Below are 25,280 nucleotides of genomic sequence, written 5' to 3' on the forward strand. Positions count from 1 at the left end.
CATGAGCGATACCATCCTCTTTCTCGCCGGCTCGGCCCTCATCGTCTGGTGGTCGCGCAAGCCCTTGAGCAAGCCGGGGAGCCACGGCTTCTATCGCTTCTTCGCGTGGGAGGCCATTCTCGGCCTGATCGTCCTTAACCACGCGGTTTGGGGCGACGATCCCTACTCGCCCCACCAGTTCGCTTCCTGGCTGCTGATGCTGTCCAGCATTGCGCTGGTCGTCATGGGAGTCTCGTCGTTGAAACGCAATGGCGCCCCCAACACCAAGCGCGACGACGGGTCGTTCTACGAATTCGAGAAAACGACGCAACTCGTTTCCCGTGGCATCTTTGCCTACATTCGCCACCCGATGTACACCTCCCTGCTGGCGCTGGCCTGGGGGGCCTATTTTCAGGACCCAAGCCTGATCGGCACCGCCATCGCCCTGACGGCGAGCATCGCGCTGTGGCTGACCGCCACGACCGACGAAAGGGAATGCCTCGCCTATTTCGGCCAGGACTACGCCGACTATATGCGGCGCACCAAACGCTTCATTCCCTTCCTACTCTGAAACGTTTTTCGTCCCCATCATCTCGTTGCAGGTCGCCCGTCCAAAGGCCTCGGCCTTTTTCGGGCTGGAGATCTGGGGTTCTTCGTAAATGCGCTTGATGATCACGTTGGTGATACGCGGACCGTCGCTCCCATCCTCTTCGAACAGCTTCATCGGACGGCCGCGGTCGCGGTTGTAGAACGCCTGCAGGGCATGGTCGCGAACCCGTTCGCAGAAACGTATTTTTTGGGCGTCCGGCATACTGTCGTCGACCGGTGCCGGATGCCCATGGGCCATGACGCCGCCGGAAATCAGCAAGCCAAGAAGAAGTAGCGGGAGATGTTTCATTTGCCGATATCCTGAATCGAGGTGAGATAGGCTAGGATATCCTGGATGTCCTGCGCCTTGAGCCCATTGAGCACACCGACGGTTCCTTCCTCGTCGTGCGGCCGGTCACCCTTCAGATACAGGTCGACCTGGCGTTGCAGGTAATTGGTGTATTGCCCGACCAGCATCGGGAACATGCCTCGCCCCTTCCCTGTCTTTCCGTGGCAGGAGGCGCACTGCTTCTGGTAGATCTTCTCGCCGTTGGCCAGATCGCCCTCCGCGCGCGGGATGATCATCACCTTATCGGCCATCAGCAACTTGGTCAGCGCGTCCTCGTTGCCGGTATAGGTCGGCATCTTGGTATCGAGCTGGATGCCGCTCAGGTAGGCCGACACCTCCTTGATATCCTCATCCGACAGTTCGCGCTCCTGGGTATAGGGGAACATCGGGATATTGACCCGCGTCCTCGCCCGGAAGCTCTTCAACTGGCTCTCGAGATACTTGACCTGCTGTCCCGCGATCCGCGGGTACTCGCCCTTCTTCCCGCCTTGCCCGTTATCGCTGTGGCAAGCGGCGCAAGTACCGTTGATTTCCTTGCCTTTGTCGCCGCCTTGCTCAAGTTCGACGGCAAAGCTTCCGCTGCTGCAAAGCAAGACCGCGGTCAGCGCGGCAAGACGCAGGTTTTTCTTCATGTAGGCACTCCAGAGTTCGCTGCGGCGAATTGTCGCACCATCTCATCATCCGTAAATTGACACAAATCACGCATAATTCGCCCCATGGCAATCAGCGCATGCACAATGGAAAACACCGAGCATCTGGCCAATCTTCGCCGCCTGGTGCTGGGTCGCTGGGTTGTCCTGGCCATATTGATCCAGCTCGCCCTGATGGCCCCCGGCCTGCTCGACATTCCGGTTCCGCAATTGCCGCTCCTCGGCATCCTCGCCTTGATCGGACTGTTCAACGGTCTCGCCCAATGGCGCGTGGCACGCAGCGAACAGGCAAGCGCAGGCGAATTGTTCAGCCAGCTGCTTTTCGATATCGGCGCTCTTTCTGCCATCGTGTTCTTCAGCGGCGGAGCTGCCAACCCGCTGGTCTCCCTTCTGCTGCCGCCGGTCGCCATTGCCGCCCTGACCCTGCCTGCACGCTGCGTACTCGTCATCAGCGCAACGGCTATCGTCGCCTATTCGCTGTTGATGGTTTTTTTCATTCCCCTGCCGATGGCCGACGCAACGCGCGCAACGCGCCTGCACCTGATCGGCATGTGGCTGATATTCGTCATCTCTGCCGCCATGATCGCCTGGATCATCGTGCGCATGACGCGGCTGATCCGCGAACGCGATGCCGAACTGGCAGCGACGCGGGAACAGGCACTGCGCGACGAGCGCGTGATGGCGATGGGCACCCTCGCAGCCGGTGCCGCGCACGAACTGGGCACGCCGCTGGGCACCATATCCCTCCTCGCTGGTGAACTGGCCAACGACCCGAACCTGCCGCCGGCCATGCACGACGATATTGCCCTCCTCCGCCAGCAAATTGGCGTCTGCAAGGAAATCATCACCGGCCTGTCGCGACGTGCCGGTGCCGAACGCCTGGAAAACGCCGAGCCGATCGCGGCCGACCGCTGGCTGGAAAGCGTGCGCCAGCACTGGCATGCGGCTCGCCCACAAGCCAACAGCCGCCTGATCATTACCAGCGATGGCTCATCCCCGCAGCTTGTAGCCGATCCGCGCCTGGAGCAGGCGCTGCTCAATTTGCTGAACAACGCCGCCAACGCCACCCACCATCCGCTGGAGATTCGGCTGGGATGGTGTGCCGACGAAATCTGCTTCGAAATTCGCGACCACGGCCCCGGATTTCCACCCGCCGTTCTGGCACATGGCGGACAGTCGAATTTTCCGGCCCACGAACGAGGTAGCGGGGTTGGTCTGATGCTGACAAAAACAGCCATCGAACAACTCGGCGGCCGTCTTTCCCTGATGAATCGTGACGATGGCGGTGCCATTGCCCGTATCGAACTGCCCAGAGTAAAACCATGACCGAACCGATGCTGGTCATCGACGATGACCCCAGCTTCAACGCCATTCTCGTCCGCACCCTGGAACGCCGTGGCTTCGCGGCCTGCGGCGCCCGTGACGTCCAGTCCGCGCTGGACAAGGCACGCGAACTCAAGCCGGGCAACGTCATTCTGGATCTCAACCTCAATGGCAGTTCCGGGTTGGCGCTGATTCCCAAGTTGCTGGAGATTCGGCCGGATTGCCGCATCGTGGTACTGACCGGCTACGCCAGCATCGCCACCGCAGTCGACGCCGTCAAGCTGGGCGCCATCCAGTACCTCGCCAAGCCGATCGAGATCGAGGCCATCCTCTCGGCCTTCGACGAGGACAACGACCCTGACTTCGATCTTCAGATACCCGATGAACCGCTGTCCGTCGACCGCCTGGAATGGGAACACATTCAGCGAGTACTCAACGAAAACGACGGCAACATCTCCGCCACGGCCCGGGCGCTGAAGATGCATCGGCGCACCTTGCAGCGCAAGCTGTCGAAACGGCCGGTCAAAAGCTGAACGGCCGCGACAGCGTGCCGCCTACAGCAGCAAAAATGCGACGGCAGCGACCACCGTTGGAGGAAGCGCTGCCAGGAACAGTCCGAGCGGACTGACCGCCTCCTCGGCAAAACTGGATTTCAGAATCGCGATACCCGCCGGATTTGGGGCATTCGCAATGATGGTCAGCCCCCCGCCGGTCACCGCACCCGCCACGATTGCATACTGGAAGGCTGGGGTAACCCCTTCGACGAGGGAAGCCAGATAGGTCAAGGCAGCGTTATCGGTAATCGCCGTCAGTCCGGTGGCCAGGAAAAACAGGACTGTCGGCTCGACGCCGAGCAAAGTCTTCTGCAGCCACCACTGCTGCAAGCCGCCGAGAACGATCAGGCCGGCCAGGAAAAACGCCACCAGCAATCCTTCGCGAAGAATCAAGCGGTCCTGGTAGCGCTCATACGCTTCCGTGTAACCCAGGAAGAGCAGGAATATTCCCATGAATATGGACGGATGATGGGCAAAAAGAACCACGGCGACGAGAAAGGCCAAATGAATCAAGGCGACTGAAAGCGGCACCCCCAACTTGTCGGCTGCCTTGCTTTGCCCTGCCGTCCTCAGCAATTCACGGCGGAATGCGGCGGTCAGCAGCGAAGCATTCAACAGGACGGCCAGCGCGGCTTTCCAACCGAAAGTCGTGAACATGAAGGGCGTATCCCAACCCCAGGTAGCAGCCACCATCAAAACCGGGGGGGCACCGAAACTGGTCAGCGTGCCGCCAATCGAGACATTCACGAACAAGACGCCAAGCGTCGCATATTTGAACCGCGAGCTGATGTTTTGTGAATAATACCGGTCGCGCAGCATGAGTGCGGCCAGGGTCATCGCTGCAGGTTCGGTAATGAAGGACCCGAGCAACGGAATCAGCGTCAGGCACAGGAAGAAGATCGCCACCTCGCGCGCCATTGGCAGCATCCCCGCCATGCCACGCACCGCCGCACCGCAAAACTCCAGGATCGGCCGGCTGGCCGCAATGACCATAATCACGAAGACGAACAATGGCTCCGTGAAATTCCGGCTTTCCATGTACTCGATGGCATCAGCCTTGCCCGTCAGAGCGAACAGGACGGCAAGCAGCACAAAAGCCCAGAAACCGAAGACGACCTCGACCTCGGCAAGCAAGTGCCATAACCCCGCATGCCGGGGCTGCACGTGCGCAAGATGAGCAAACAGTTTGGTCGAAAAGGTATGAAGCACCGCCAGGGCAAAGATGGCGGCGGCAAAGAGTTCGGGCAGGCTGACGGTGGTATCGATCATCGACTGGCAAGCAAGTGGGGAGGACTAAAGGGTAGCACAACACACTTTTCCGGCCATTCAGGGAAAGTACTGAGTCCACAATTCGCCCGGCTGCCCTTGCGGTTACAGGCGACAAGGCAAAGCGCGCCCCCCAAAGCAATCAGGCGCCCTGTCAGGCGCCTGAGGCTGGCTGGACAACAACCCGGCAAACGGGCGGAAACTTCCTCCCGCTTAGTGCTTGTGTTCCGACATCGGTGCAACCGCCGCGGTGGGGCGAACCACCTTGGCGTCGACCTTCTTCGTGCTGCCATCGTCGAAGGTGAAGGTGATCGGAACGACATCCCCCTCTTTCATGGCCGCCTTGAGGTCAATCAGCATCACATGCAGACCGCCAGGCTTGAGCACGGCCTCTCCCTTGGCCTTGATGTCGACGCTTTGAACCGGACGCATTTTCATGACCCCCCCCTCATTCAGGTGGTTATGCAGTTCGGTGACTTTCGAGGCGGTATTTTCGGCCTTGACGACCTTGATATCCTTGTCGCCGTTGTTCTTGATCACCATGAACGCGCCCGTTGCAGGCGCATTGGGCGGTGCGAGACGAACGTAGGGATCCTGAACCACGACCTGGTCGGCGGAACCGGCAAATACCCCGGCAGAAAAAAGCAGGCTGGCAGCAAACAGGGAAACTTGTTTCATTGGCTTGTACTCCTTCACGGTTGATTCAAATATTTTCGAATGGCCACGACGACCTGATCCGGTGGCGTGGCGTGAGCTATCTTGCCGACCACAGTACCGTCAGGTCCGACGATGAACGTATCGGACGAATGATCGACCACGTAACCACCACCGGCTGTTTCGACTTTCTGCTCCGCATAGAACACGCCGTAGCGCCTGGCGACTTCGGCGACGGTTTCGGCACTCGCAGTCGCGCCCACAATGGACGGATGGAAAAACTCCGCATATTCCTTCAGCCGCGCCGGCGTGTCGCGCTTCGGATCCACTGAAACAAAGATCATCGCGACCCTGGCCAGCTCTTCCGGCGTCAATTGCTTGATGCCCTCGGCAGTTGCCGCCAACGACGTGGGGCAAACGTCCGGGCAATAGGTGTAGCCGAAATAGAGGAGCACCAGCTTGCCCTTGTAGTCGCTCAGGGAAACAGGGCCGGCCGCCGATTGCAATGTGAAATCCCCCCCCGCCACAATCTGCGCACGAGGAATCGGCCGCTCGGGCATTTCGGGTTTCCAGAACAGCGCCAGGCCGGCAATGACAATCGCCAGCAAGATCGCGGCCAACCCCAGCAAACGCTCAGCCATCACTCCTGCCCTCCGGTGGAAAACCGGTAAGGCACGGCAATGCGCTGGTTGCCCGCCTCGACCAGTACGGTTGCCTGCCAGTCCATATGACCGGTAATGCATACCGGCAATGTTGCCTCGCCGGCGAAATGCCCTTCGCCGCGCAAGACCAGCTCCGGTCGGTTGTACCCCATGTTCATGTCGACCCCGACGAAATCCACCTCGACGCGCTCCGCAACAAAGCCGCTGGTTGTCACGTCGACCCCGAATGGCTTGACCAGCGGAACGGCGCGCGCCCCCAGCGAAAGTTCGATCTTGCCCCCCGACGGCAGGGTTACCGAGCAATTCGTCTTTTGCAAATTGCAGGCCGGATCGGGAAAAACCGTGACATCGGCTTTGGGAAGCAGCATGGGCGACAGTTTGTAGCCTGCAACCACGATCAGGGCGATCAGCTCCAGGCCGATCACGTCCATCAGTATTTTTTTATTCACCAAGTCGCGCAGCCGGACAAAAGCATTGAGGAGCGTGCATTTTCGCCGATACAACCAGCTTGAATTTAACAAAGATCAATTCTTTCACATACACCCGGGAATACAGTGTGCGGCATATTGTCGCAGTGACATTTTGTCACACGCGGTAATGGGGGAATTGGAAGTTCTCACTTCTTGTTTGGGAGTAATGAAAATGAGTAAATTTGCAGTGAAAACAACTGCGTTGCTGCTCGCAGCCGGTTTTGCCGCCACCGCGTGGTCCGCTGAATCGCTGCAGGACGTGATGAAGCGTCGTAACCTGAGCCAGCAGGATCTGCTTGCTGCGGCCAAGACCTATGTCCCGACCGGCAAGCGCGATGAATTCGTGGTCTTCAGTTCTGGCGGGCAGTCCGGCCAGATTATCGTGTATGGCATCCCGTCCATGCGCATCCTGAAGTACATCGGCGTATTCACGCCGGAACCGTGGCAAGGCTACGGCTACGACGAAAACTCCAAGGCCGTGCTGCGTCAGGGCAACATCGACGGCAAGGAAATCACCTGGGGCGATACGCACCACCCGGCCATTTCCGAAACCCAGGGCAAGTACGACGGTCAGTTCCTGTTCATCAACGACAAGGCCAACCCGCGCCTCGCCGTGATCGACCTGCGTGACTTCGAAACCAAGCAGATCGTGGTCAACCCGATCTACAAATCGGAACACGGCGGTGCCTTCGTGACGCCGAACACCGAATACGTCATCGAAGCCGCCCAGTACGCATCGCCGCTGGAAAACAAGAAGTTCTACCCGCTCGAAGAATTCAACGAGAAATATCGCGGCGGTGTGACCTACTGGAAGTTCGACCGCAAGGAAGGCCGCATCAATCCGAAGGAATCCTTCTCGCTCGAACTCCCGCCGTACTCGCAGGACTTGTCCGACGCCGGCAAGGGTCCTTCCGACGGCTGGTCCTTCACCAACTCCTTCTGCTCCGAGCGCTACGTCGGCGGCATCGAAAAAGGCCGTCCGCCGTACGAAGCCGGCTGTTCCGCCAAGGACACCGACTATCTGCACGTGATCAACTGGAAGAAGGCTGCCGAACTGGTTGCCGCCGGCAAGGCCAAGACCATCAACGGTCACAAGGTTCTGCCGATCGACGTCGCCGTCAAGGAAGGCATCCTCTTCCTGGTTCCGGAACCCAAGTCCCCGCACGGCGTCGACGTGACCCCGGACGGCAAGATGCTGGTCGTCTCCGGCAAGCTCGATACCCACGTGTCCGTCTATTCCTTCGAAAAGATCCAGGCTGCGATCAAGGCCGGCAAGTTCGAATCCAAGGACCCGTACGGCATTCCGGTCATCGGCATGAAGGACGCGCTGCACACGCAAGTCCAGCTCGGCCTCGGCCCCTTGCACACCCAGTATGACTCCAAGACCTGTATCGCCTACACCTCGCTGTACGTCGATTCGCAGGTTGCCAAGTGGAACTACTGCGAAGGCAAGGTGCTCGACAAGATCTCGGTGCACTACAACATCGGCCACCTGATGGCCATGGAAGGCGATTCCGCCGATCCGAAGGGCCGTTACCTGGTTGCGCTGAACAAGCTGGCCATTGACCGCTTCGTGCCGGTCGGCCCGCTGCACCCGCAGAACCACCAGCTGATCGACATCTCGAACGACAAGATGCAACTGTTGTACGACATGCCGCTGCCGCTGGGCGAGCCGCACTACGCCGTCGCCATCGACGCCACCAAGCTGAAGCCGGGCGTCCGCTACAAGGTCGGTACCGACTCCCGTACGGACAAGCCGCACCCGGGCGCCGTCCGCGCCGGCGAGGAAGTCACCACCAAGAAGGGCAACAAGATCGAGGTCAAGGGTACGTTGATCCGTTCGCACATCACGCCGGAAACCATCGAGGCTGAAGTGGGCGACGAAATCACCATCCACCTGACCAACCTCGAACGCGCCCAGGACGAAACCCACGGCTTCACCGTGTCGACCTACAACGTCCACGCTTCCGTGGAACCGGGCAAGACGGTCACCGTCAAGTTCAAGGCCGACAAGGAAGGCGTCTATCCGTACTACTGCACGGAATTCTGCTCCGCACTGCACCTCGAAATGCAAGGCTACCTGCTCGTCAAGCCGAAGGGCTGGAAGCCGACCAAGACCGAGATGGCCAAGCAGAACTACACCGAAGCCGACTACAAGGCGACCGTCAAGAAGGTTGCTGACACCCAGGCTGTCATTGATTCCGTGGTGGGTTACATCACCAGCGTGAACTTCAAGGACTTCCCGGATGTCGTGGCCATGGTCGACGATGCAACCGACCAGCTCGGCAAGATGAAGGATGCCAAGGCCAAGCACGAAGCCGCAGCCGCCAAGAAGGATTGGGAACAAGCCAACCTGTGGGCTGAGCAAGTGTGGCAGTATCAGGTCAAGGCTGCCGACCTCGGCCTGCGCGCCAAGACCTACCTTGAGCAGAACGGCGCCAAGAAGGTCAAGTAAGCCAAAAGTTGATCTGACTTAAGGCAATTATCGGGGAGCAGAGTCAATCTGCTCCCCGTTTCACTTTCAGGAGGGAATAACCATGAAATTTGTAATGACTCTGATCGCGGCAACCATCATCGCCGCACCGGCAATCGCCGCACCGGATGGCGCTACCCTGTACCAGGAGAAGACCTGCTGGTCCTGCCACGGCAAGGATGGCAAGAAGACCCTGACCCCCGCTTTCCCGAAGATTGCCGGGCAAAATGCCGCCTATGCCGAACAACAGATGAAGGACATCAAGAGCGGTGCTCGTGCCAACGGCCAGGCCGCCGCGATGAAGGGCGTCATGGAGCTGGTCAATGACGAGGAAATCAAGGCCCTCGCCGACTACCTGTCGAAGCTGAAATAAGCCAAGAGCCCGGAGTGACGGGCTTATGACCCACATCAAGGAGTGCTGATATAGGGCATTGGATAATGCACTCATCGCTCCTCGGACCTAGCCATAAAAGGATATCTGACATGAAAGCATCACTTCTGATGGTTGCCCTGCTCAGCGCGGGTGTCGCATTTGCCGGCCCCCCCGCCCCACACCAGCAAGGCATTGAAGGCAAGGATTACAAATGGAACGCCCAGGGCGGCGAAAAGTCCGAAGCCCTGAACAAGAAGGGCGACAAGAAAGCCGGTGCCGAAGGCTACGAAGTCTGCGGCGCCTGCCACCTGCCCTCCGGCGCCGGCCGCCCGGACGGCACCTTCCCGCAACTCGCCGGCCAGCACACCACCGTGCTGATCAAGCAGATGGCCGACATCCGTGCCGGCCTGCGCGACAACCCGACGATGTATCCGTTTGCCGCCACGCTGACCGATGCCCAGGAACTGGCTGACGTTTCCGCCTACATCGAAAGCCTGTGCATTCCGCTTGAGCACGGCAAGTACGAAGGCGCCGATGCTGCCATCAAGGTAGCCCAGGGCAAGGAGTTGTATGAGAAGCAATGCCTGGAATGCCACGGCAAGAACGGCGAAGGCGACAAGGCCAAGTTCTACCCGGTTATCGCCGGCCAGCACTACAAGTACCTGCTCCGCCAGATGACCGAAATCCGCGACGGACACCGCCGTAACGCCAACCCGGACATGGTCAAGGTCATCAAGCCCTACACCAATGATCAACTGGTCGCCATCTCGGCCTACCAGTCCAGCCTGACAATGCCGGGCTCCATGTGCAAGCCGAAAGCCGGCGCTGCCAAGAAGAAGTAAACTGCACCACTGCAGGATCGCGGCTGCCCTCGCGGCAGCCGCAACCCCGGTCAGCAGCCGGGTTTGCAACGAACAGAGAACAGCGACATGGAAAAACAAAACAAAATCGTCGGTGGGCTGACCCTGATCTCTCTGATCTGCCTGGTCGCCGCCTATTTCGCCCCAATTTGGTGGGTCTCCCTGACCGCCCCGAACTACCCGAAAGACGCCTTCCCGGATGGCATCCGCATCCATTTCCATTTCGATGGCGTCTATAACGGCTGCAAGGCAGCCGGCAAGGGAACCCGCATGGCCAACGAGATCATCCAGAAGGATCTCGCCCATGACGACGAGCGCTACAACCCCATTCTCGACGCCCAGAAGAACGTCGACAAGGGTGCCGAAGGCCTCGACTGCGTTCATGAAATGAACACCATCAACCACTATGTCGGGATGTTCCCGATCGCCACCGGCGCGCCGGTCGAAAAGCCGCTGGCCAAGTTCTTCTTCGGCTTCTTCGCCGTCATGATGATCGCCTTTGCGATGACCGGGAAAAAGGCCAGGATCATGACCCTGGCTGCCGGTTTCACCGCCGTGGCCGCCTGGATGATCGTCGATCAGTTCGTCCTGGGCCACCTCGCCAGTCATGTCGAACACTACACGAAGGAAGCCGGTACCTTCTTCAAGGAGCCCGACAAGATCAAGGTGTGGGGCGACAACGTCAGCAACGTTTCCAAAATCGTCATCTTCGGCCTGATCGCCGTCATGGGCGTCGTCGTCGCGGCAACCGCTAAAATCCGCCCCTTCCAGCTGCTGCTGGCGCTGATTCCGGCCTTGCTGCCACTCTTCTTCGTGATCACCTACGCCGGCTGGCTGTGGTTCTTCGGCCATAACCTGCACCCATGGGGCGCCTTCACGGTCAAGCCCTTCATGCCCACCGTCTTTGGCGAAGGCAAGGTCGCGCAGTTCTCGACCTTCTCCTACCCCTATTGGGGCTACGGCCTGCTGCTGGTCATCTTCGTCTGCATGATGCTGGCGCTGCTGATCCGCCGCAAGCAACTGCGCGAAGGCACGGTCGAGTAAGCGTCGTGAGCGCCTTGAATCACCTGGCCAGACTGGGGCTGGCCACAACGCTCCTGCTAGCCATCAGCAACGGCATTTCGGAAACCCAGTCGGAAGTGCCCGCCGGCATGGGTGCCCGCGCCGATGTCGACCGTCCAAAGCCGACTTTCATGCTGCACGAGCGCGACAAGCGTGTCCATGGACTGAAGCCCTTCCAGGATATTGTCGATAAAGCTGCCCCGGGCTCCGTCATCAAGCCGCCCCCCGGGGCCTATGCCGGTCCGGTGGTCATCAACAAGCCGTTGACCATTGACGGTGCCGATCAGGTCACCATCGATGCCGGCGACCGTGGAACCGTCATGATGATCAATGCCGGCAACACGACCATCCGCGGCGTGCGTCTGACCGGATCTGGCGACTCGCACGACACCGACGATTCCTGTCTCGACGTGCGAGGCAACAACAACGTGATCGAGAACGTCGTCGCCGACAACTGTCTGTTCGGCATCGACCTCAAGCAAGTCAACCACAGCACCATCAAGAACAACCGCATCAGCTCCAAGGATCGCGAACTCGGTGTGCGTGGCGATGGCCTGCGCCTGTGGTACAGCAGTGACAACCTGGTCGAAGGCAACCAGGTTATCGACTCGCGCGACATGGTGGCCTGGTATTCGCACCGCAACATCTATCGCAACAATATCGGCAAGCGCAGCCGCTATTCGATCCACTTCATGTTTGCCAACGACAACGTCGTCGAGGGCAACAAATTCTACGACAACGCGGTCGGCGTCTATTTCATGTACACCGAGGGCGGGGTCGTACGCAACAACGTCATCTCGCATGCCACCGGCGCGGCCGGCATGGGCATCGGCTTCAAGGAAGCCTCCGGCACGATCATCGAGAACAACGAGATCATCTACTGCGCCATCGGTATCGGTTCCGACCTCTCGCCGTTCCAGCCCGACTCGACCATCGAGATCCGCCAGAACCGCTTCGCCTTCAACGGCATCGGCATCCAGTTCAACAGCGAGACCGGCGGCAATCGCCTGATCGACAACGTCTTCGAAGGCAACCTGACCCAGGTCACCTACGGCGGCCGCGGCAATTTGGGTGGCAAGAACTTCTGGGAAGGCAACTACTGGGACGACTACCAGGGCTTTGACCGCAACGGCGATGGCTATGGCGACAATCCGCATGAGCTGCTCTCCTTCGCCGACCAGATCTGGATGGAACTGCCGATTGCCCGCTTCTTCCGCAGCTCTCCGGTCATGGAACTGCTCGACTTTCTGGAACGCCTCGCGCCGTTCTCGACACCGGACCTGATCCTGCGTGACGAGAAGCCCCGCTTCGTCAAACCGACCAAGGTAGCCACCGCATGAGTGCCCCCGAAGACGGCGACCGCAAGCCTGCGGCCGATACGAAACCCGCTGTTTCGATCGCCAAGAAACAAACCAACCGCCGCCGCGTGCTGCGCACCATCCTGCTGACCGGCGGCGTGCTCGGCGCAGCGACCTCCGGTTTTCTGCCGCTGATTTACTCCAAGAAGCAACGCCTGCGTCCCCCCGGCGCGCTCGATGAAAAGGACTTCCTGGCCAGCTGCATCAAGTGCGGCCAGTGCGTGCAAGTCTGTCCCGTCCAGGCGATCAAGCTGGCTGACCTTGTCGACGGCATGGGGGTCGGCGTCCCGATGATCGATGCCCGCGAACAGGCCTGCGACTTCTCCTGCGATGCCGTGCAGTGCATTCTCGCCTGCCCGACCGGTTCGCTGACCTATCACAAGCCGGAATTCATGCCGGTCCGTTCCGGTGCGCAACTCTCGGCCAAGCCCATCCTGCTCGCCAAGGAAAAGGATGCCGAGCCGACCCTCAACCTGAATGAGCGCATGGGTGTGGCCCGCCTGGTCCGCCCCGAGGCCTGCCTGGCCATTCAGGGCAAGGGTTTCAAAGGGCAGACCCGTGGCCCCGGCTTCAAGGGCAAACTGCGGTACATGGATGTCGATCGCTGGAAGCCGATCAAGATCGCCGACCATCCCTACGACATCGCCGAATGCGACCTTTGCGTCCGCGAGTGCCCGATCAAGGGCGCCATCTCCATCGAGACGGTTTTTGCGCCCGATGGCAGCAAACGCAAATCCCCTGTCGTACACGAACCCTGCGTCGGCTGCGGCGTCTGCGAAATGGTCTGTCCGGTCGAACCCACGGCCATCAGCATTGAAGCCCGGGAGGTGTGGAAGGTATGAGCGATCTCCTCAAACGCCGTTTCCGCGAACAGATCAAGATCATGTTCGGCTGGGAACCGGCCAAGCCGGAAAAGATTTCGGAGCGCGCCCAGGAAGTTCATGTCCTCAAGCGCATGACCAACAAGCAGGACCTGCAGGCGGCCAAGGCCCATCAGCGCGCCCATCAGGAAACCTCCAACAAGTGGCGTAACCGCCGCTGGGCAACGCTGATCTTCGCCAACCTGCTGTTCACTCTCTCCTTCGCGCTGGACATCCAGATTCTCGAAGGTGCGCTTACCGCTTCCCGCTTTGTCGGTTTCCACCTGATCGACCTGAATTCCGCCCTGCAGGTGATGCTCGCCCACAAGCACATCATCAACAACCTGCTCATCGGTACGGGAACCGTTCTGGTCCTGTGGGTACTGCTCGGTGGCCGCACCTTCTGCTCGTGGGTCTGCCCCTACCACCTGCTGGCCGAATGGGCCGAGAAAATCCATCTCTTCCTGGCCAGGAAAAAGCTGGTCACCGACCAGACCATGGACCGCCGCCTGCGCACGGTGTTCTGGATCGTCTTCGCGCTGCTGGCGCTGCTCACCGGCTACACCGTCTATGAAGCCATCTCACCCACCGGCATCGTCTCGCGCGCCCTGATCTACGGCCCGGGACTGGCCATGCTGTGGGTGCTGGCCCTGCTCTTCTTCGAGGTCTTCTTCTCGCGTCGTGCCTGGTGTCGCTATGCCTGCCCGATCGGCCTGACCTACGGCGTCGTCGGCATCATTTCCCCGGTTCGCATCAAGTACAAGCTCGATGGCTGTTTCCACGAAGGCGATTGCCGCAAGGTCTGCCTGGTTCCGCATGTCCTCGACACGGTGATCAAGGGGCGCGCCGTCGAACCGGAAGTACCGATCGGTCCGGACTGCACACGCTGCGGACTGTGCGTCGACACCTGCCCGACGGGCTCGCTGAGCTTCGAAATCAAGGGCTTGCAGAAGCTGCTGTAAGACACTCGGCAGACAAGGAGCACAAGGCGATCAGGCGCGATTCGGCGCGCGCCAGATCCCGGCCGAGCATCTGCCGCAACGGGTCGCCGATGCGCAGAAAAACCGATTCAGCGGGCTCTTCCGCCGTGATCGCCAGCGGCACCTGCCGCTCCCAAAGCACGTCGGCCAGCCAGACCAGGCGACGCAGGGCATCTCCATCGCGCTCGCCGAAACGCGGGATACTCCACAGAGCGAGCGCCGAGCCCGATTCGAAAAGTCGCGCATAGTCGCCATGGCAGCACGGCCGCCGGCACAGGTCATCAAACGAAGCCGCGACAACGCATGGCGATACGCTTTCCAGATCGCCCCTCAACTGGGCGCGTGCAGCTGCCGTATCCGGCACCAGCCACCGCTGCCCGACCGGCTGATGAGCGCGGCGATAATCGACGCCCGCATCCAGTTCGATCGATTGGCACCATGCCGAGAGCTGTTCGATCAGCGGGGCGAAATGGCGTTGCCGGTCTCCCTCGGCGACGAATCCGGTCGGCGGCGGGTTGGCGGTGACGAGCAGGCTCACACCCTGTTCCGCCAGGTAGCCGAAGGCGCGGCTGAGAATCTGCGCATCGGCGACGTCGTGGATATGAAACTCGTCAAAGGCCAGCAACCGGGCCTGCCCGACCAGCCTGTCGATCGCGACGGTGAAGTCGTGCCGTGCCGGTCCGGCAAAAACACGGTGAAAGGCATCAAGGAAGGCCAGTTGATGCCATCGACAGGCCATCCCCGCCGGTGCGGCGGCCACGGTGGCATCCACCAGCCGGGTCTTGCCGCGTCCGACACCGCCCCACAGAAAGATACCGCGTGCCACCCGCCCCGTCGTGCGTTTGCCCGCACCGGCCACCACCTCCGCCAGCAGCCGCGCCAGCTGCTGTGCGACGAGATGCTGCGCCGGGTCCGGCTGAATTCCACCCTGCGAAAAATGGCGGAGGATCGCGCCCGGATCGCTCGGTTCAGCCATGATCAAGCCATGTGGCGATAAACGAGCAACAGGCCCGCTACGACCAACAGGCCGTTTAACAGCCCGCCCCAACGTTGACGGGATATCCGGCCCCGGGCAAGACGTCCGATCCCGAATCCCGCCCACACCGCCGGCGCAAGCATGATCGCCGTCATCAGCAAGCCACCGTCGATCAAACCAGAGAGGGCGCACAGCGCGACGCGCCAGACGGTCGATATGCCGATCATCACCGATTGTGTCGCCAGGAAACGATCCTGTTGCGGCAAGCGTCGCTGCAGATAGCGCGCATACAGAAAGCCGCCGCTGCCGAACATCCCGCCCAGAACGCCGCCGACCAGACCGTGCCCGATCCCCTCCCAGGCTCCGCCTTGCCGCTGCGCCTGCGCCCCCGGCCGCAGCGACGACAATCCGAGCAGGACGACGAAGCAGCCGAAGAGCAGGCCCGTTTCGCGTACCGGCAGGTAGCGCAAGAGGCCGACTCCCATGACCTGCCCGGCCAGCATGCAGGGCAACAACAAACGTATTGCCGCAGTATCGATCGCAGCGCGCCCTCGCCACGCCCGCAACGACGAACTGCCCGCGTCGAGCATGGCAAGCAGCGGAACGATACGGACCATCGGCATCACCAGCGTCAGGCCCGGAGCCGCCAGAATGGCCGAGCCAAAGCCGAACAGGGAAAACAGTGCGTATCCGCAGATTACTGCGAGCAAGGCAACCGGCAGGGTCGCCACGATATCCGCTGTCATGCAAAAACCTCGCTGTCTGAATCCTCTGCCATTCTCGGCAGATTCGATGTATAAATCGAATACCATTTTTTTCAATGAACCATATCGTTTTGTTATGCCTACGCTGCGCCAGATTCGCTATTTCCTCGCCATCGGTGCGCAAGGCGGCTTCACGCCTGCCGCCGCGGCGCTGCATGTCGCCCAGCCGGCGCTCAGCCGCCAGATGGCGCTCCTCGAAGACGAGCTGGGCTTTGCCCTGTTCGTCCGCGAAGCCCGCGGCGTCAGCCTGACCCCGGCGGGCCGCCAGTTTCGCGACCGCGTCATCAACATCGAACAATCGCTGCAAACGGCCATCGAGGACGGCCGGCAAGTGAGCCGGGGCGAAGCCGGGGTACTGCGCCTCCTGCACTCGAGCTCGCTGCCGCTTGAAGGCCTGCTGCCCAGCATCCGGCAGTTTCACGACCGGGCCCCGTCGGCGCGCATCGACATCGACCGCTTGTCGTCCGAGCAACAACTGGTGGAAATAGCCGAAGGGAAAGCCGATATCGGCTTCATTCGCCTGCCGGTGCTGCGGCGCACCGATGACGTCGCATTGCGCCATCTGGCAGCCGAACGCCTGCTTGTCGCGCTGCCTTCCCGGCACCCGATGGCAGTTGCCCCTGCCCTGGCGATTGCCGATCTCGCCGAAGAGCGCTTCGTCAGCGCCGTGCATCGCGAGCGCGGCGGTCTGGCCCGTTGCGTCACCGACCTCTGCCTCAAGCGAGGATTCGTGCCCCGCCTGGGGCCGGCCATTTCCCGCAAGACCTCGATGTTGACGCTGGTTGCCGCGGGTTTTGGCATTGCCGTCATTCCCGAAGGCATGCAAAAACTGGCAACACCCGGCATCGATTTCGTTCCGTTGAGCGATGGCGACGCCGTGGCCGCTTCTGCCCTGGCTCTCCCGGCCGCCCCCTTGCCGCTGGCCGAACTGTTTGCATCGATTGCCGAAGGCACGCTGGGGAACGCCGCCCATGCGGCGAAGACGCACGATTTTTGATCGAGATTCAATGCCGATCGACACCGCCCCACCTATAATCTGGCCCCATGATCCAGTTCAATAATGTCGCCAAGACCTTTCGCAAAGCCCGGGTACTCGATGGCATCAGCCTCAACATCGGGATCGGCGAACGGGTCGCCCTGATCGGCTCCAACGGCGCCGGCAAAACCACCCTTATCCGTTGCCTGCTCGGCGAATACACCTTCGACGGTAGCGTCAGCATCAACGGTCTGGACCCGCGTAGCCATCGCACCGCCGTGCTCGGCAAGATCGGTTTCGTTCCCCAACTGCCGCCGCCGCTGAAAATGCCGGTCGGCCAGCTGATCGAATTCTCGGCTTCGCTATGCGGTACCGATCCACAGCGCATCCATGCCATCGCCCGACGGCTCGGTCTCGATCTCGAGGCCATCCTGACCCGTCAGTTCGTTCGCCTTTCCGGCGGCATGAAGCAAAAACTGTTGATCTCGATTGCCCTGGGGCGCGATGCGCAGGTGCTGGTCATGGACGAACCGGCGGCGAACCTCGATCCGGAAGCACGCAAGATTTTCTTCGACCTGCTCGCCGAGCGCCTCAACGACGCCACGATGATCATCTCCAGCCACCGTCTCGACGAGGTATCGGCGCTGGTCAATCGCGTCATCGAAATGGACATGGGCAAGGTCGTCCTCGACGACAAGGTCGCCGACGATGTCTCGCTGACCGGCACGGTCTCGTGCCGCATCCTCCTCAAGCGTTTCGAGCCCGCCTTTGCCAAGGCACTGGACGGCTGGCGGATCGCTCCGGTGGACGAAAAACAGCTGGAGTGGCGCGGAGAGATTGCCGGCCCCGACCGCCTGCGCTTCCTGGGCATCGTTTCCCGCTACACGGCCCTCGTTGCCGATCTTTCGCTGGCCGAGTGCTGACCATGTGCGACACGCATCGCCGGCGCTTCATCGGCCAGATCGGTGTTGGCGGCCTCCTGCTGACACCGCTGGCCGCCCTGCTCTCTGCCTGCAAGAAGGGCAACTGGCCCGACGAGATGGCGGAGATCAAGTGGGATCGCGACACCTGTGCGCGGTGCAGCATGGTCATCTCCGACCGCCGCTTTGCCGCGCAGATACGGGGCGGCAGCGAGCAGAGCGTCTTCAAGTTCGACGACCCCGGCTGTCTCGCCTTCTGGCTCAAGGAAAAAGCGGAAAAATACCGGTGGCTTGCCGAGGCCGGCACCCGGATGTGGGTTGCCGACTTCGACAGCAAGAGCCGCGACGAGATGCGCTGGCTCGACCCGCGCCGCGCCCATTACGTCACCCGCAGCTCACCGATGGGCTATAACTACGCCGCCGTTTCCATGCCAATGCCCGGCAGCCTCGATTTCACCGACATGCGCCAGCACGTACTGGCCAAAGGCAAGTAAATGAAACAACTCTGGCTCACCGCCAAACTCGATATCGTCGAATCCCTGCGTGCCCGCTGGTTCCAGATCTACACCCTGGTCTTCGGCGGCATCGTCGCCCTGCTCTTCGTCTTCGGCCTGACCGAGTCGCGCGTCCTGGGATTCATCGGCCTGTCCCGCCTGCTGGTCACCTACATCCAGCTGACCATGGCCATCCTGCCGATCTTCGTGCTGATCACCACCGTCCGCTCGGTGGCCGGCGACCGCGAGGCCGGCGTCTTCGAATACCTGCTGTCGCTGCCCGTGTCGCTGTCCGCCTGGTTCTGGGGCAAGATCGTCGGCCGCTACATTGTCGTCTTCGCCCCTGTCTTCCTGGCCATGCTCGGTGCCGTCATCTGGGCGACCATCGTCGGCATCGAAGTGCCCTGGGACATGTTCGGCTACTACACCGCGCTGCTCGCCGTGATGGCCATGTGCTTCCTCGGTATCGGCATGCTGATCTCCTCGGTAGCCCGCACCACCGACATGGCGCAAGGCGCCGCCTTCATGGTCTGGCTGGTGCTGCTGCTCTTCCTCGACCTGATCCTGCTCGGCGTCATGATCCAGGGCAAGATCGCGCCGGAACTGGCCATCACCCTGGCGCTCGCCAACCCGCTGCAGGTCTTCCGCACCGCCGCGCTGGCCCTGTTCGACCCGCAACTGATCGTTCTCGGCCCGTCGGCCTACGTCATCCTCGACCTGTTCGGCGCCGCCGGCTACAAAGTCTTCGCCCTGGCTTACCCTGCCCTTCTCGGCCTGTTGAGCGCGACGGCCGGCTACTTCCTCTTCCGCCGGGGCGATCTCCCATGATCCGCCTGTTACCGGCACTTGCACTCGCGGCCCTGTCCACGCTGGCCGTGGCGCAGGAAATGCCATCGTCGGCACCGCTGTTCGCGGCGACGCTGGCCGACCTCGACGACAAGCCGGTTGCGCTGGAGCGCTACAAGGGCAAGCCGCTGGTGGTCAATTTCTGGGCGCGCTGGTGCGGTCCGTGCCGGGCCGAAATTCCCGAGCTGATCAAATTCCGCAATGCCCACAAGGGCAAGATCGAGGTGCTTGGCATCGGCATCGAGGACAAGGCCGAGCCGGCCAAGGAATTCGCTAAGGCCTACGACATGGACTACCCGGTTTTCGTCGCCAAGGAACAGGGCATTCCGCTCATGCAAACCTTGGGCAACACCAAGGCCGGACTGCCTTACACCCTCTTCATCGACCGCAACGGCCAGGTCATCAGCAAGAAGATGGGGACCATCAAGAAACCCGATCTCGACGCCATCGAAGGCGCGCTGCTCAAGAAGTGACAACTGGGTGACCTGAGTCACCGACGCCTGTTCCACTGCGCGCTACAGTCTCTTCGATCGACAACAACTCAATCGGAGAGACCATGAAAACCACCCGCTTCGTATCTGCGCTGATCCTCGCCGGCCTCGTGTCCGGCACAGCCATGGCCGATGGCCTGCGCTTCCTGCCCGGCCTGGAATCAGGCTTCAAGCTCGAGCCGTCGCTGGCGATTACCGGCGGCGTCATGAATGCCAAGGCAGCCAACGACGATACCAACTTCGTCTATGGCCTCGACTTCAACATGAACTGCGGCCTGATCCAGACGCCGGACAACCGCATCCGCACCCACGTCCAGATCAACCACACCAACGAATCGGGCGTCAAAGCCACCTCCTTCGAGCTGTCCCCGCGTTACACGCTGCCCGTCGGCGGCGGTTTCTCGGTGGGTGCCGGCCCGGTCCTCGGCATGGTCAAGGCCGACAATGGCGTCAGCGACAAGAATCTATTCGCCTATGGTGCCGTGGTCGGCGCCAATTACCGCAAGGGCATGTACTACTCGGGCCTCGACCTGCGCTACCTGAACACCAGCGAACGCAAGCACGTCGAATTCGAGAACTGGGCATTGATCGCCAAGGTCGGCATCAATTTCTGAAGCACCGACTGACATCCAAGCGAAGGGAGCCTGTGGCTCCCTTTTTTCATGCCGGAGATGGTGCATGGTTCGGCGTCTTCAGATCGAAAACCGCTTGGTCCCGCATCGGCCTGCAGACAAATCAACTAGCTTGCCGATGGGAAAACGATCCTGACATGCAGACCGCCGAGCAAACTTGGCGGAAAGGTCACACGGGCGCCGTGCAGTTCGGCAATTTCCTGGACAATCGCCAATCCCAAGCCGCAACCGTGGCCGGGTGATCCCGGGATGCGGTAGAAGCGTTCGAAGACGTGACGGACATGCTCCTCGGGAATACCGGAGCCGCTGTCTTCGACGCCGAGATAAGCCTGGCCTTGCTCGGCACCGCAATGTACCGTGACCGTCCCGCCCTCCGGCGAATAACGCAAGGCGTTGTCGATCAGGTTCGACAAGGCCTCGCGCAGCATCCAGGGAAACCCTCTGGTCCTGGCAGGGCTGATGTCGAATCCGAGATCGATGCTCCTGGCCAGGGCTGCGTCGAGGAACAGCGAGGCTGAATCCTCGACCAGCATGCCCAGATCCACCGCCTCGAAGCGTTCTATCTGTGAGCCGGAGGTTTCCGCCTGAGCGTACGTGAGCAACTGACTCAGCAAATGCCCCAGGCGGGTGCTGGCCTCATCGAGCGCCCGGTAACGCTCGGGACTCTCCTTGAATGCTCCTTCAGCGCTGGCCAGATCAAGCTGTGTCTGCAAACCGGCCAGCGGGGTACGCAACTGGTGTGCCGCGTCCGCAATGAAACGCTGCTGGATTTCCACCGATTCTCGCACCAGGGAAAACAGTTCGTTGAGCCGCCCCAGCATGGGACGGACTTCCGCCGGCGTTCCGGCCATGTCGATTTCGTGCAGATCGTTCGCCGACCGACCGGCAATATCGCGTTCGACCGCATGGAGGGGCAAAAGCCCCTGGCGTACACCGAATATGACCGCCAGCAGGGTCGCCAACACCACGGCCAGATTCGGCACGATCATCGCGGTCAGGATGCGGACACTGGCCTGTTGTCTTTTTTCGGTCGTTTCCAGAACCACGATCTGGAAATCCTGGCCGTAGCCGCTGATCCGGTGCGAAGCAATGCGCACGACGTGGCCGCGATACTGGCCATCGGCAAATTCGATCTGGTCGTTCTTGGGAAAGGGCTGTGACGGCAAGTCGGCATCGCCAGCGAGTACCTTGCCGAAAGCATCCGTCACCGAAAAATAAAGCATGTCCGGGGCATTGCTGCGCAGCATCGCTTCCGCTTCCTCGGTCAGATCCAGGTCACGGGAAGGCAATTGCCGCTTCAGATGGGCGGCCAGATCGTAAACGTTGTCGGCCAACGCCTGATCGTGCGCCCGATTCGCCGTCCGCTTGGCCAGCTGGAAATCGAAGATCGACGAAGCGGCCAATATGATGACAAGCGGCGTCATCAGGGCCAGGATCAGGCGCTGACGAAGCGAGAGCGGCTGACGTTCAGTTGTTGGGCGCATCGACGCGATAGCCAATGCCGCGCACCGTCCGGATGACGATACTGCCGGATGACAGCTTCTGGCGCAGCCGCGACAGATGGACCTCGATGGCATTCGGCGTAATGTCCTTGTCCCACCCAGCCAGACGCTGCACCAGCTTGTCCTTGCTGACGACGGCAGGCGATGCCATGAGCAGCATCTCCAGAATGGCCCATTCGCGATTGGTCAGATCCAGCTCTGCACCGTTCAAGGTGGCCGTGTGGCTGCGCGTGTCCAGGCACACCCCGTCATGGCACAAACAGGCGTCTGCAATGGCGTTCGAACGACGAATCAGCGCCCGTATCCGCGCTGCCACTTCCGGCAGACGATAGGGTTTGATCATGTAGTCGTCGGCCCCGGCATCCAGACCGCGCACGGTATCGTCCATGCTGCCGCAGGCGGTGAGAATCAGTGCCGGCAGCGGATTGCCCCGGCTGCGCAATTGCCGGATGAAGGAAAGGCCGTCGGCACGGGGCAAGGCAATGTCGACCAGTGCGACATCAAATTCCTCGCCACTCACGCAAACATCGGCGTCCTCGGCACTATGGGCGACATCGCAGGTATATCCGAGTTGCTGCAGCCCCTCCTTGAGTCCCTGGGCAACCAGCCTGTCGTCTTCGACTATCAGTATGCGCATGCTGCCGGCCGCTCCCGCTTAATTGCGCACCACATCGCCCGGCTCCAGGCCCCCTTCGGGCTCCTTGTGGGCAATGCCGTAGTGACAGTCGATGCAGGTCCGCTCACCGGAAAGCAGCTTCTGATGCTGCTTTTGAGCTGTTTTTCCCTGCATTTCCGGAGCCATGGCCTTGATGTCGTGGCAGTGGCGGCATTCCTGCGAGTCGGTTTCCTTCATGCGCAACCACACGCGCCTGGCCAGTTCGAGACGATGGGCCTCGAACTTCTCCTTGGTATCGACCGTCCCCGCGACATGGTGAAACACATCGTTGGCAGCCTTGATCTTGCGGATCGTCGTACCCACGAAATCATGGGGGACATGGCAGTCCGAACAGGTCGCCTTGACCCCCGTGCGGTTCCTGGCGTGGATCGTGTCCTTGTATTCCTCGAAATTGTTGTCCTTCATTTCGTGGCACGAAATGCAGAACTCGACCGTATTGGTTTGATCGATCGCGTATTTGCCGCCGGCAAAGACCAAACCGCCGACCAGCAGAAGGGCCAGCGACCCCCAGGACAACAGCGATTTCAATTTGCCTGTCGGCTGACGTGCAGCGCCCATCTCGACCTCCCAATCATGAACGGCACGCATCATCGCGACAATTAGCTTGCGAATGCCTGACAACGATTTTCGTCAGGGATTCGCAAGGCACAGGGTTCAAGAATGCGGCGTCTTGAACGAAGAAGAGGAACTCCATGAACATCCTGACTTACGCGCGCCTGGCCTGGCAACGCCATGCCAACCTGCGCCGACTGGCCGCGCTGGCCGGTATCGGCGCCACGCTCGCCATGACCATCCCGAACGCCCAGGCCGTTCCCAGCTACGCCCGGCAAACCGGCTCCGAATGCGCCGCCTGCCACGTCGGCGGCTATGGCCCGCAACTGACCCCCTATGGCATCCGCTTCAAGATCAACGGCTACACCGATAGCGATGGCAAGGACGGCAAGATTCCGCTGTCGGCCATGATGGTGGTCAACGCCACCCGCACCGCGAAGGATGCACCGGAAGCCGACAAGGTCGAGCACTTCAACGGCAACAACAACGTCGCCATGCAGGAAGCGTCCGTTTTTGTCGCCGGCAAGCTGGCCGACAACATCGGCAGTTTCGTCCAGGTGACCTATTCCGGTGTCGATCGCACCTACGCCCTCGATCAAGCCGATGTGCGCTACGCCCGCAGCCTGAAACTCGGCGACAAGGAGATGACCGTCGGCGTCTCGCTGAACACCAATCCAACGCTGACCGACCCATTCAACACCTTGGGTCAGTGGCGCTTTCCTTACACCCAGTCGGACTTCAATCCCGGCTTCGGCCCGGCTGCACCCAAGGTTGAAAGCCTGGGTGGCGGTGTCATGGGCGTGAATGCCTACGCCTTCTACGACGACAGCCTCTATGCCGAACTCGGTCTGTACAACAACCTGTCGAAGAAGGCCCTGAATGTCTTCAATACCGAAGACCAGGGCAAGTTCAAGGGACTGGGCACCTATGGCCGCATCGCCTACTTCAAGGACCGCAAGCGCGACAACTTCTCGTTCGGGCTGTTCGGTTTCAGCGCCGACATTCAGGATCGCGCCGATCCCGGCCCAGCGGACAAGTACCGCGACCTCGGACTCGATGCCTCCTACCAGTACCTAGGCAACCGCCAGCATATCTTCACGGCCAATGCGAGCTACGTGCGCGAATGGCAACGCCTGAACGCCACGCTGGCGGGGGCCGACGACGTGCATAACAGCATCGACCAGTTCCGTGCGGCCGGTTCCTATCATTTCGACCAGACTTGGGGAGGCACCGTTGGCCTCTTCGACTTGCGCGGCAAATCCAACAGCAGCCTCTACAGCTCGGTTGACGACACCACCGGTCTGGTCACCAATGGCTCGATCAACGGCCGCCCGAACACCCGGGGCTACATCCTGCAAGCCGACTGGACCCCCTGGGGCAAGGAAGGCTCGTGGGGCAATGGCTGGGCCAACGTCCGTGTCGGCATCCAGTACACCGGCTACAACCGCTTCATGGGTGGCTCGACCTATCTCGACAACGACGGCAACGAGCGCCGGGCTCGCGACAACAACACCACCATGCTGTTCCTGTGGACCTCGATCTAAGACGCAAGGAGCGAAGATGAAAAAACAAGCCATCAGTCTGCTGTTCTGCCTGAGCGCTACCCTGCTGGCGGCCCCGAGCTGGGCGACCGGCGATGCCAGGAAAGGCGCCGATGTATTTGCCGAGGAATGCGGCGATTGCCATAGCGCCGCTGCCGGCAAGAACAAGAAAGGGCCCAGCCTGAACGGGGTATTCGGCCGCAAGGCTGGTTCGGTCACCGATTTTTCGGGTTATTCCGAGGCGATGAAACAAAGCGGCATCACCTGGGCGGCCGACAAGGTCGATGCCTACATCACGCAACCCAGAAAAGTCGTTGCTGGCGGCAAGATGAAATACGACGGCCTCGGCGATGCCGCCGCTCGTGCCGATGTGATTGCCTACCTGATGTCGGTCAAGTAGCAACAGGCCAAAACGCGGCAATCGTCGCCCAGGAAGCCCCGCCCTGCGG

At 61.0% G+C, this 25,280-nt stretch carries 29 protein-coding genes; 18 read left to right on the forward strand and 11 right to left on the reverse strand.

Features of this window, described 5'->3' with window-relative positions; genetic code table 11:
* Position 1 precedes the first annotated feature (1 nt).
* Positions 2-550, forward strand: coding sequence for an isoprenylcysteine carboxylmethyltransferase family protein (locus F1002_RS17060; protein ID WP_150430251.1), 549 nt, complete (start codon positions 2-4; stop codon positions 548-550).
* On the opposite strand, the gene F1002_RS17065 is transcribed toward F1002_RS17060, so the two are convergent.
* Positions 542-877, reverse strand: coding sequence for a hypothetical protein (locus F1002_RS17065; protein ID WP_150430252.1), 336 nt, complete (start codon positions 875-877; stop codon positions 542-544). The two genes, F1002_RS17060 and F1002_RS17065, sit on opposite strands and share 9 nt — an antisense overlap.
* Entirely contained in the window at positions 874-1,548 is a 675-nt protein-coding gene (locus tag F1002_RS17070; RefSeq protein ID WP_150430253.1) for a c-type cytochrome, read from the reverse strand. Before F1002_RS17070 ends, F1002_RS17065 begins: the two co-directional genes overlap by 4 nt.
* An 84-nt stretch (positions 1,549-1,632) precedes the next feature.
* Here F1002_RS17070 and F1002_RS17075 point away from each other — a divergent pair, with 84 nt between their 5' ends.
* Together F1002_RS17075 and F1002_RS17080 are read left to right on the forward strand one after the other, a co-directional pair.
* The gene (locus F1002_RS17075; RefSeq protein WP_150430254.1) at positions 1,633-2,892 is read left to right on the forward strand and encodes an ATP-binding protein; all 1,260 of its coding nucleotides are present in this window, start codon (positions 1,633-1,635) and stop codon (positions 2,890-2,892) included.
* On the forward strand, positions 2,889-3,422 hold the full coding sequence (locus F1002_RS17080) for a response regulator transcription factor (protein WP_150430255.1): 534 nt from the start codon (positions 2,889-2,891) through the stop codon (positions 3,420-3,422). The genes F1002_RS17075 and F1002_RS17080 overlap by 4 nt, the downstream gene beginning before the upstream one ends.
* Positions 3,423-3,443: 21 nt before the next feature.
* On the opposite strand, the gene F1002_RS17085 is transcribed toward F1002_RS17080, so the two are convergent.
* From F1002_RS17085 to F1002_RS17100, 4 genes are all read right to left on the reverse strand, one after another.
* Positions 3,444-4,712: a putative Na+/H+ antiporter gene (locus F1002_RS17085; RefSeq protein ID WP_150430256.1), complete on the reverse strand. Its 1,269-nt coding sequence runs from the start codon at positions 4,710-4,712 to the stop codon at positions 3,444-3,446.
* Positions 4,713-4,922: 210 nt separating this feature from the next.
* Positions 4,923-5,387, reverse strand: coding sequence for a copper chaperone PCu(A)C (locus F1002_RS17090; RefSeq protein WP_223879652.1), 465 nt, complete (start codon positions 5,385-5,387; stop codon positions 4,923-4,925).
* A 14-nt stretch (positions 5,388-5,401) separates the two neighbouring features.
* Positions 5,402-6,004 carry an SCO family protein gene (locus F1002_RS17095; protein ID WP_150430258.1) on the reverse strand — a complete coding sequence of 201 codons (603 nt, stop codon included), beginning with the start codon at positions 6,002-6,004 and terminating at the stop codon, positions 5,402-5,404.
* The gene (locus F1002_RS17100; protein WP_223879653.1) at positions 6,004-6,474 is read right to left on the reverse strand and encodes a hypothetical protein; all 471 of its coding nucleotides are present in this window, start codon (positions 6,472-6,474) and stop codon (positions 6,004-6,006) included. The genes F1002_RS17095 and F1002_RS17100 overlap by 1 nt, the downstream gene beginning before the upstream one ends.
* Before the next feature lie 193 nt (positions 6,475-6,667).
* On the opposite strand from F1002_RS17100, the gene nosZ reads away from it, so the two are divergent.
* The 7 genes from nosZ to F1002_RS17135 all read left to right on the forward strand — a co-directional run bounded on the left by nosZ (position 6,668) and on the right by F1002_RS17135 (position 14,443).
* Positions 6,668-8,950 (forward strand): Sec-dependent nitrous-oxide reductase, encoded by a 2,283-nt coding sequence (gene nosZ, locus F1002_RS17105; RefSeq protein WP_150430259.1) that lies wholly within the window; start codon positions 6,668-6,670, stop codon positions 8,948-8,950.
* 82 nt (positions 8,951-9,032) lie between these two features.
* A complete protein-coding gene (locus tag F1002_RS17110; RefSeq protein WP_150430260.1) occupies positions 9,033-9,341 on the forward strand; it encodes a c-type cytochrome in 309 nt (102 codons plus the stop codon).
* Positions 9,342-9,451: 110 nt separating this feature from the next.
* A complete protein-coding gene (locus F1002_RS17115; RefSeq protein ID WP_150430261.1) occupies positions 9,452-10,183 on the forward strand; it encodes a c-type cytochrome in 732 nt (243 codons plus the stop codon).
* 87 nt (positions 10,184-10,270) lie between these two features.
* Positions 10,271-11,245, forward strand: a complete 975-nt coding sequence (locus F1002_RS17120) for a hypothetical protein (RefSeq protein WP_150430262.1) — start codon at positions 10,271-10,273, stop codon at positions 11,243-11,245.
* A 5-nt stretch (positions 11,246-11,250) separates the two neighbouring features.
* Entirely contained in the window at positions 11,251-12,603 is a 1,353-nt protein-coding gene (nosD, locus tag F1002_RS17125; protein WP_150430263.1) for a nitrous oxide reductase family maturation protein NosD, read from the forward strand.
* On the forward strand, positions 12,600-13,463 hold the full coding sequence (locus F1002_RS17130; protein WP_150430264.1) for a 4Fe-4S dicluster domain-containing protein: 864 nt from the start codon (positions 12,600-12,602) through the stop codon (positions 13,461-13,463). The genes nosD and F1002_RS17130 overlap by 4 nt, the downstream gene beginning before the upstream one ends.
* Positions 13,460-14,443 (forward strand): NapH/MauN family ferredoxin-type protein, encoded by a 984-nt coding sequence (locus F1002_RS17135; RefSeq protein ID WP_191090454.1) that lies wholly within the window; start codon positions 13,460-13,462, stop codon positions 14,441-14,443. Before F1002_RS17130 ends, F1002_RS17135 begins: the two co-directional genes overlap by 4 nt.
* Here the strand turns inward: F1002_RS17135 and zapE are convergent.
* Both zapE and F1002_RS17145 read right to left on the reverse strand, forming a co-directional pair.
* Positions 14,418-15,437, reverse strand: coding sequence for a cell division protein ZapE (zapE, locus tag F1002_RS17140; RefSeq protein ID WP_150430265.1), 1,020 nt, complete (start codon positions 15,435-15,437; stop codon positions 14,418-14,420). The two genes, F1002_RS17135 and zapE, sit on opposite strands and share 26 nt — an antisense overlap.
* 2 nt (positions 15,438-15,439) lie before the next feature.
* Entirely contained in the window at positions 15,440-16,183 is a 744-nt protein-coding gene (locus F1002_RS17145) for a sulfite exporter TauE/SafE family protein (RefSeq protein ID WP_191090455.1), read from the reverse strand.
* A gap of 94 nt (positions 16,184-16,277) precedes the next feature.
* Here F1002_RS17145 and F1002_RS17150 point away from each other — a divergent pair, with 94 nt between their 5' ends.
* From F1002_RS17150 to F1002_RS17175, 6 genes are all read left to right on the forward strand, one after another.
* Positions 16,278-17,198 carry a LysR substrate-binding domain-containing protein gene (locus F1002_RS17150; protein ID WP_150430267.1) on the forward strand — a complete coding sequence of 307 codons (921 nt, stop codon included), beginning with the start codon at positions 16,278-16,280 and terminating at the stop codon, positions 17,196-17,198.
* A gap of 47 nt (positions 17,199-17,245) precedes the next feature.
* Positions 17,246-18,100, forward strand: coding sequence for an ABC transporter ATP-binding protein (locus tag F1002_RS17155; protein ID WP_150430268.1), 855 nt, complete (start codon positions 17,246-17,248; stop codon positions 18,098-18,100).
* 2 nt (positions 18,101-18,102) lie between these two features.
* A complete protein-coding gene (locus tag F1002_RS17160; protein ID WP_150430269.1) occupies positions 18,103-18,591 on the forward strand; it encodes a nitrous oxide reductase accessory protein NosL in 489 nt (162 codons plus the stop codon).
* Positions 18,592-19,419 (forward strand): ABC transporter permease, encoded by an 828-nt coding sequence (locus F1002_RS17165; protein WP_150430270.1) that lies wholly within the window; start codon positions 18,592-18,594, stop codon positions 19,417-19,419. It abuts the gene before it with no gap.
* Positions 19,416-19,910: a TlpA disulfide reductase family protein gene (locus F1002_RS17170; RefSeq protein ID WP_150430271.1), complete on the forward strand. Its 495-nt coding sequence runs from the start codon at positions 19,416-19,418 to the stop codon at positions 19,908-19,910. Before F1002_RS17165 ends, F1002_RS17170 begins: the two co-directional genes overlap by 4 nt.
* 83 nt (positions 19,911-19,993) lie before the next feature.
* Entirely contained in the window at positions 19,994-20,542 is a 549-nt protein-coding gene (locus tag F1002_RS17175) for a hypothetical protein (protein ID WP_150430272.1), read from the forward strand.
* Between the two features lie 125 nt (positions 20,543-20,667).
* On the opposite strand, the gene F1002_RS17180 is transcribed toward F1002_RS17175, so the two are convergent.
* The 3 genes from F1002_RS17180 to F1002_RS17190 are packed head-to-tail and all read right to left on the reverse strand — an operon-like array spanning position 20,668 to position 23,359.
* Positions 20,668-22,044: a sensor histidine kinase gene (locus F1002_RS17180; protein WP_150430273.1), complete on the reverse strand. Its 1,377-nt coding sequence runs from the start codon at positions 22,042-22,044 to the stop codon at positions 20,668-20,670.
* Positions 22,028-22,699 (reverse strand): response regulator, encoded by a 672-nt coding sequence (locus tag F1002_RS17185; protein ID WP_150430274.1) that lies wholly within the window; start codon positions 22,697-22,699, stop codon positions 22,028-22,030. Before F1002_RS17185 ends, F1002_RS17180 begins: the two co-directional genes overlap by 17 nt.
* 18 nt (positions 22,700-22,717) lie before the next feature.
* A complete protein-coding gene (locus F1002_RS17190; protein ID WP_223879654.1) occupies positions 22,718-23,359 on the reverse strand; it encodes a NapC/NirT family cytochrome c in 642 nt (213 codons plus the stop codon).
* A 71-nt stretch (positions 23,360-23,430) separates the two neighbouring features.
* Here F1002_RS17190 and F1002_RS17195 point away from each other — a divergent pair, with 71 nt between their 5' ends.
* Together F1002_RS17195 and F1002_RS17200 are read left to right on the forward strand one after the other, a co-directional pair.
* Positions 23,431-24,834: a cytochrome C gene (locus F1002_RS17195; RefSeq protein WP_150430275.1), complete on the forward strand. Its 1,404-nt coding sequence runs from the start codon at positions 23,431-23,433 to the stop codon at positions 24,832-24,834.
* Positions 24,835-24,850: 16 nt separating this feature from the next.
* Positions 24,851-25,231, forward strand: a complete 381-nt coding sequence (locus F1002_RS17200) for a cytochrome c family protein (RefSeq protein ID WP_150430276.1) — start codon at positions 24,851-24,853, stop codon at positions 25,229-25,231.
* Positions 25,232-25,280 lie beyond the last annotated feature (49 nt).

The sequence above is a fragment of the Dechloromonas sp. CZR5 genome (assembly GCF_008711155.1).
Taxonomy (GTDB): domain Bacteria; phylum Pseudomonadota; class Gammaproteobacteria; order Burkholderiales; family Rhodocyclaceae; genus Azonexus.

What these genes read in the sequence shown, in the direction of transcription:
- F1002_RS17130 (WP_150430264.1), top strand. Translation starts at nt 12,600, where the DNA reads ATGAGTGCCCCCGAAGACGGCGACCGCAAGCCTGCGGCCGATACGAAA.
- F1002_RS17160 (WP_150430269.1), top strand. Translation starts at nt 18,103, where the DNA reads ATGTGCGACACGCATCGCCGGCGCTTCATCGGCCAGATCGGTGTTGGC.
- F1002_RS17110 (WP_150430260.1), top strand. Translation starts at nt 9,033, where the DNA reads ATGAAATTTGTAATGACTCTGATCGCGGCAACCATCATCGCCGCACCG.
- F1002_RS17085 (WP_150430256.1), bottom strand. Translation starts at nt 4,712, where the DNA reads ATGATCGATACCACCGTCAGCCTGCCCGAACTCTTTGCCGCCGCCATC.
- F1002_RS17135 (WP_191090454.1), top strand. Translation starts at nt 13,460, where the DNA reads ATGAGCGATCTCCTCAAACGCCGTTTCCGCGAACAGATCAAGATCATG.
- F1002_RS17070 (WP_150430253.1), bottom strand. Translation starts at nt 1,548, where the DNA reads ATGAAGAAAAACCTGCGTCTTGCCGCGCTGACCGCGGTCTTGCTTTGC.
- nosZ (WP_150430259.1), top strand. Translation starts at nt 6,668, where the DNA reads ATGAGTAAATTTGCAGTGAAAACAACTGCGTTGCTGCTCGCAGCCGGT.
- F1002_RS17165 (WP_150430270.1), top strand. Translation starts at nt 18,592, where the DNA reads ATGAAACAACTCTGGCTCACCGCCAAACTCGATATCGTCGAATCCCTG.
- F1002_RS17200 (WP_150430276.1), top strand. Translation starts at nt 24,851, where the DNA reads ATGAAAAAACAAGCCATCAGTCTGCTGTTCTGCCTGAGCGCTACCCTG.
- F1002_RS17195 (WP_150430275.1), top strand. Translation starts at nt 23,431, where the DNA reads ATGAACATCCTGACTTACGCGCGCCTGGCCTGGCAACGCCATGCCAAC.
- F1002_RS17095 (WP_150430258.1), bottom strand. Translation starts at nt 6,004, where the DNA reads ATGGCTGAGCGTTTGCTGGGGTTGGCCGCGATCTTGCTGGCGATTGTC.
- F1002_RS17170 (WP_150430271.1), top strand. Translation starts at nt 19,416, where the DNA reads ATGATCCGCCTGTTACCGGCACTTGCACTCGCGGCCCTGTCCACGCTG.
- F1002_RS17180 (WP_150430273.1), bottom strand. Translation starts at nt 22,044, where the DNA reads ATGCGCCCAACAACTGAACGTCAGCCGCTCTCGCTTCGTCAGCGCCTG.
- F1002_RS17175 (WP_150430272.1), top strand. Translation starts at nt 19,994, where the DNA reads ATGAAAACCACCCGCTTCGTATCTGCGCTGATCCTCGCCGGCCTCGTG.
- F1002_RS17145 (WP_191090455.1), bottom strand. Translation starts at nt 16,183, where the DNA reads ATGACAGCGGATATCGTGGCGACCCTGCCGGTTGCCTTGCTCGCAGTA.
- zapE (WP_150430265.1), bottom strand. Translation starts at nt 15,437, where the DNA reads ATGGCTGAACCGAGCGATCCGGGCGCGATCCTCCGCCATTTTTCGCAG.
- F1002_RS17065 (WP_150430252.1), bottom strand. Translation starts at nt 877, where the DNA reads ATGAAACATCTCCCGCTACTTCTTCTTGGCTTGCTGATTTCCGGCGGC.
- F1002_RS17060 (WP_150430251.1), top strand. Translation starts at nt 2, where the DNA reads ATGAGCGATACCATCCTCTTTCTCGCCGGCTCGGCCCTCATCGTCTGG.
- F1002_RS17115 (WP_150430261.1), top strand. Translation starts at nt 9,452, where the DNA reads ATGAAAGCATCACTTCTGATGGTTGCCCTGCTCAGCGCGGGTGTCGCA.
- F1002_RS17075 (WP_150430254.1), top strand. Translation starts at nt 1,633, where the DNA reads ATGGCAATCAGCGCATGCACAATGGAAAACACCGAGCATCTGGCCAAT.
- F1002_RS17080 (WP_150430255.1), top strand. Translation starts at nt 2,889, where the DNA reads ATGACCGAACCGATGCTGGTCATCGACGATGACCCCAGCTTCAACGCC.
- F1002_RS17185 (WP_150430274.1), bottom strand. Translation starts at nt 22,699, where the DNA reads ATGCGCATACTGATAGTCGAAGACGACAGGCTGGTTGCCCAGGGACTC.
- F1002_RS17150 (WP_150430267.1), top strand. Translation starts at nt 16,278, where the DNA reads ATGCCTACGCTGCGCCAGATTCGCTATTTCCTCGCCATCGGTGCGCAA.
- F1002_RS17090 (WP_223879652.1), bottom strand. Translation starts at nt 5,387, where the DNA reads ATGAAACAAGTTTCCCTGTTTGCTGCCAGCCTGCTTTTTTCTGCCGGG.
- F1002_RS17120 (WP_150430262.1), top strand. Translation starts at nt 10,271, where the DNA reads ATGGAAAAACAAAACAAAATCGTCGGTGGGCTGACCCTGATCTCTCTG.
- F1002_RS17155 (WP_150430268.1), top strand. Translation starts at nt 17,246, where the DNA reads ATGATCCAGTTCAATAATGTCGCCAAGACCTTTCGCAAAGCCCGGGTA.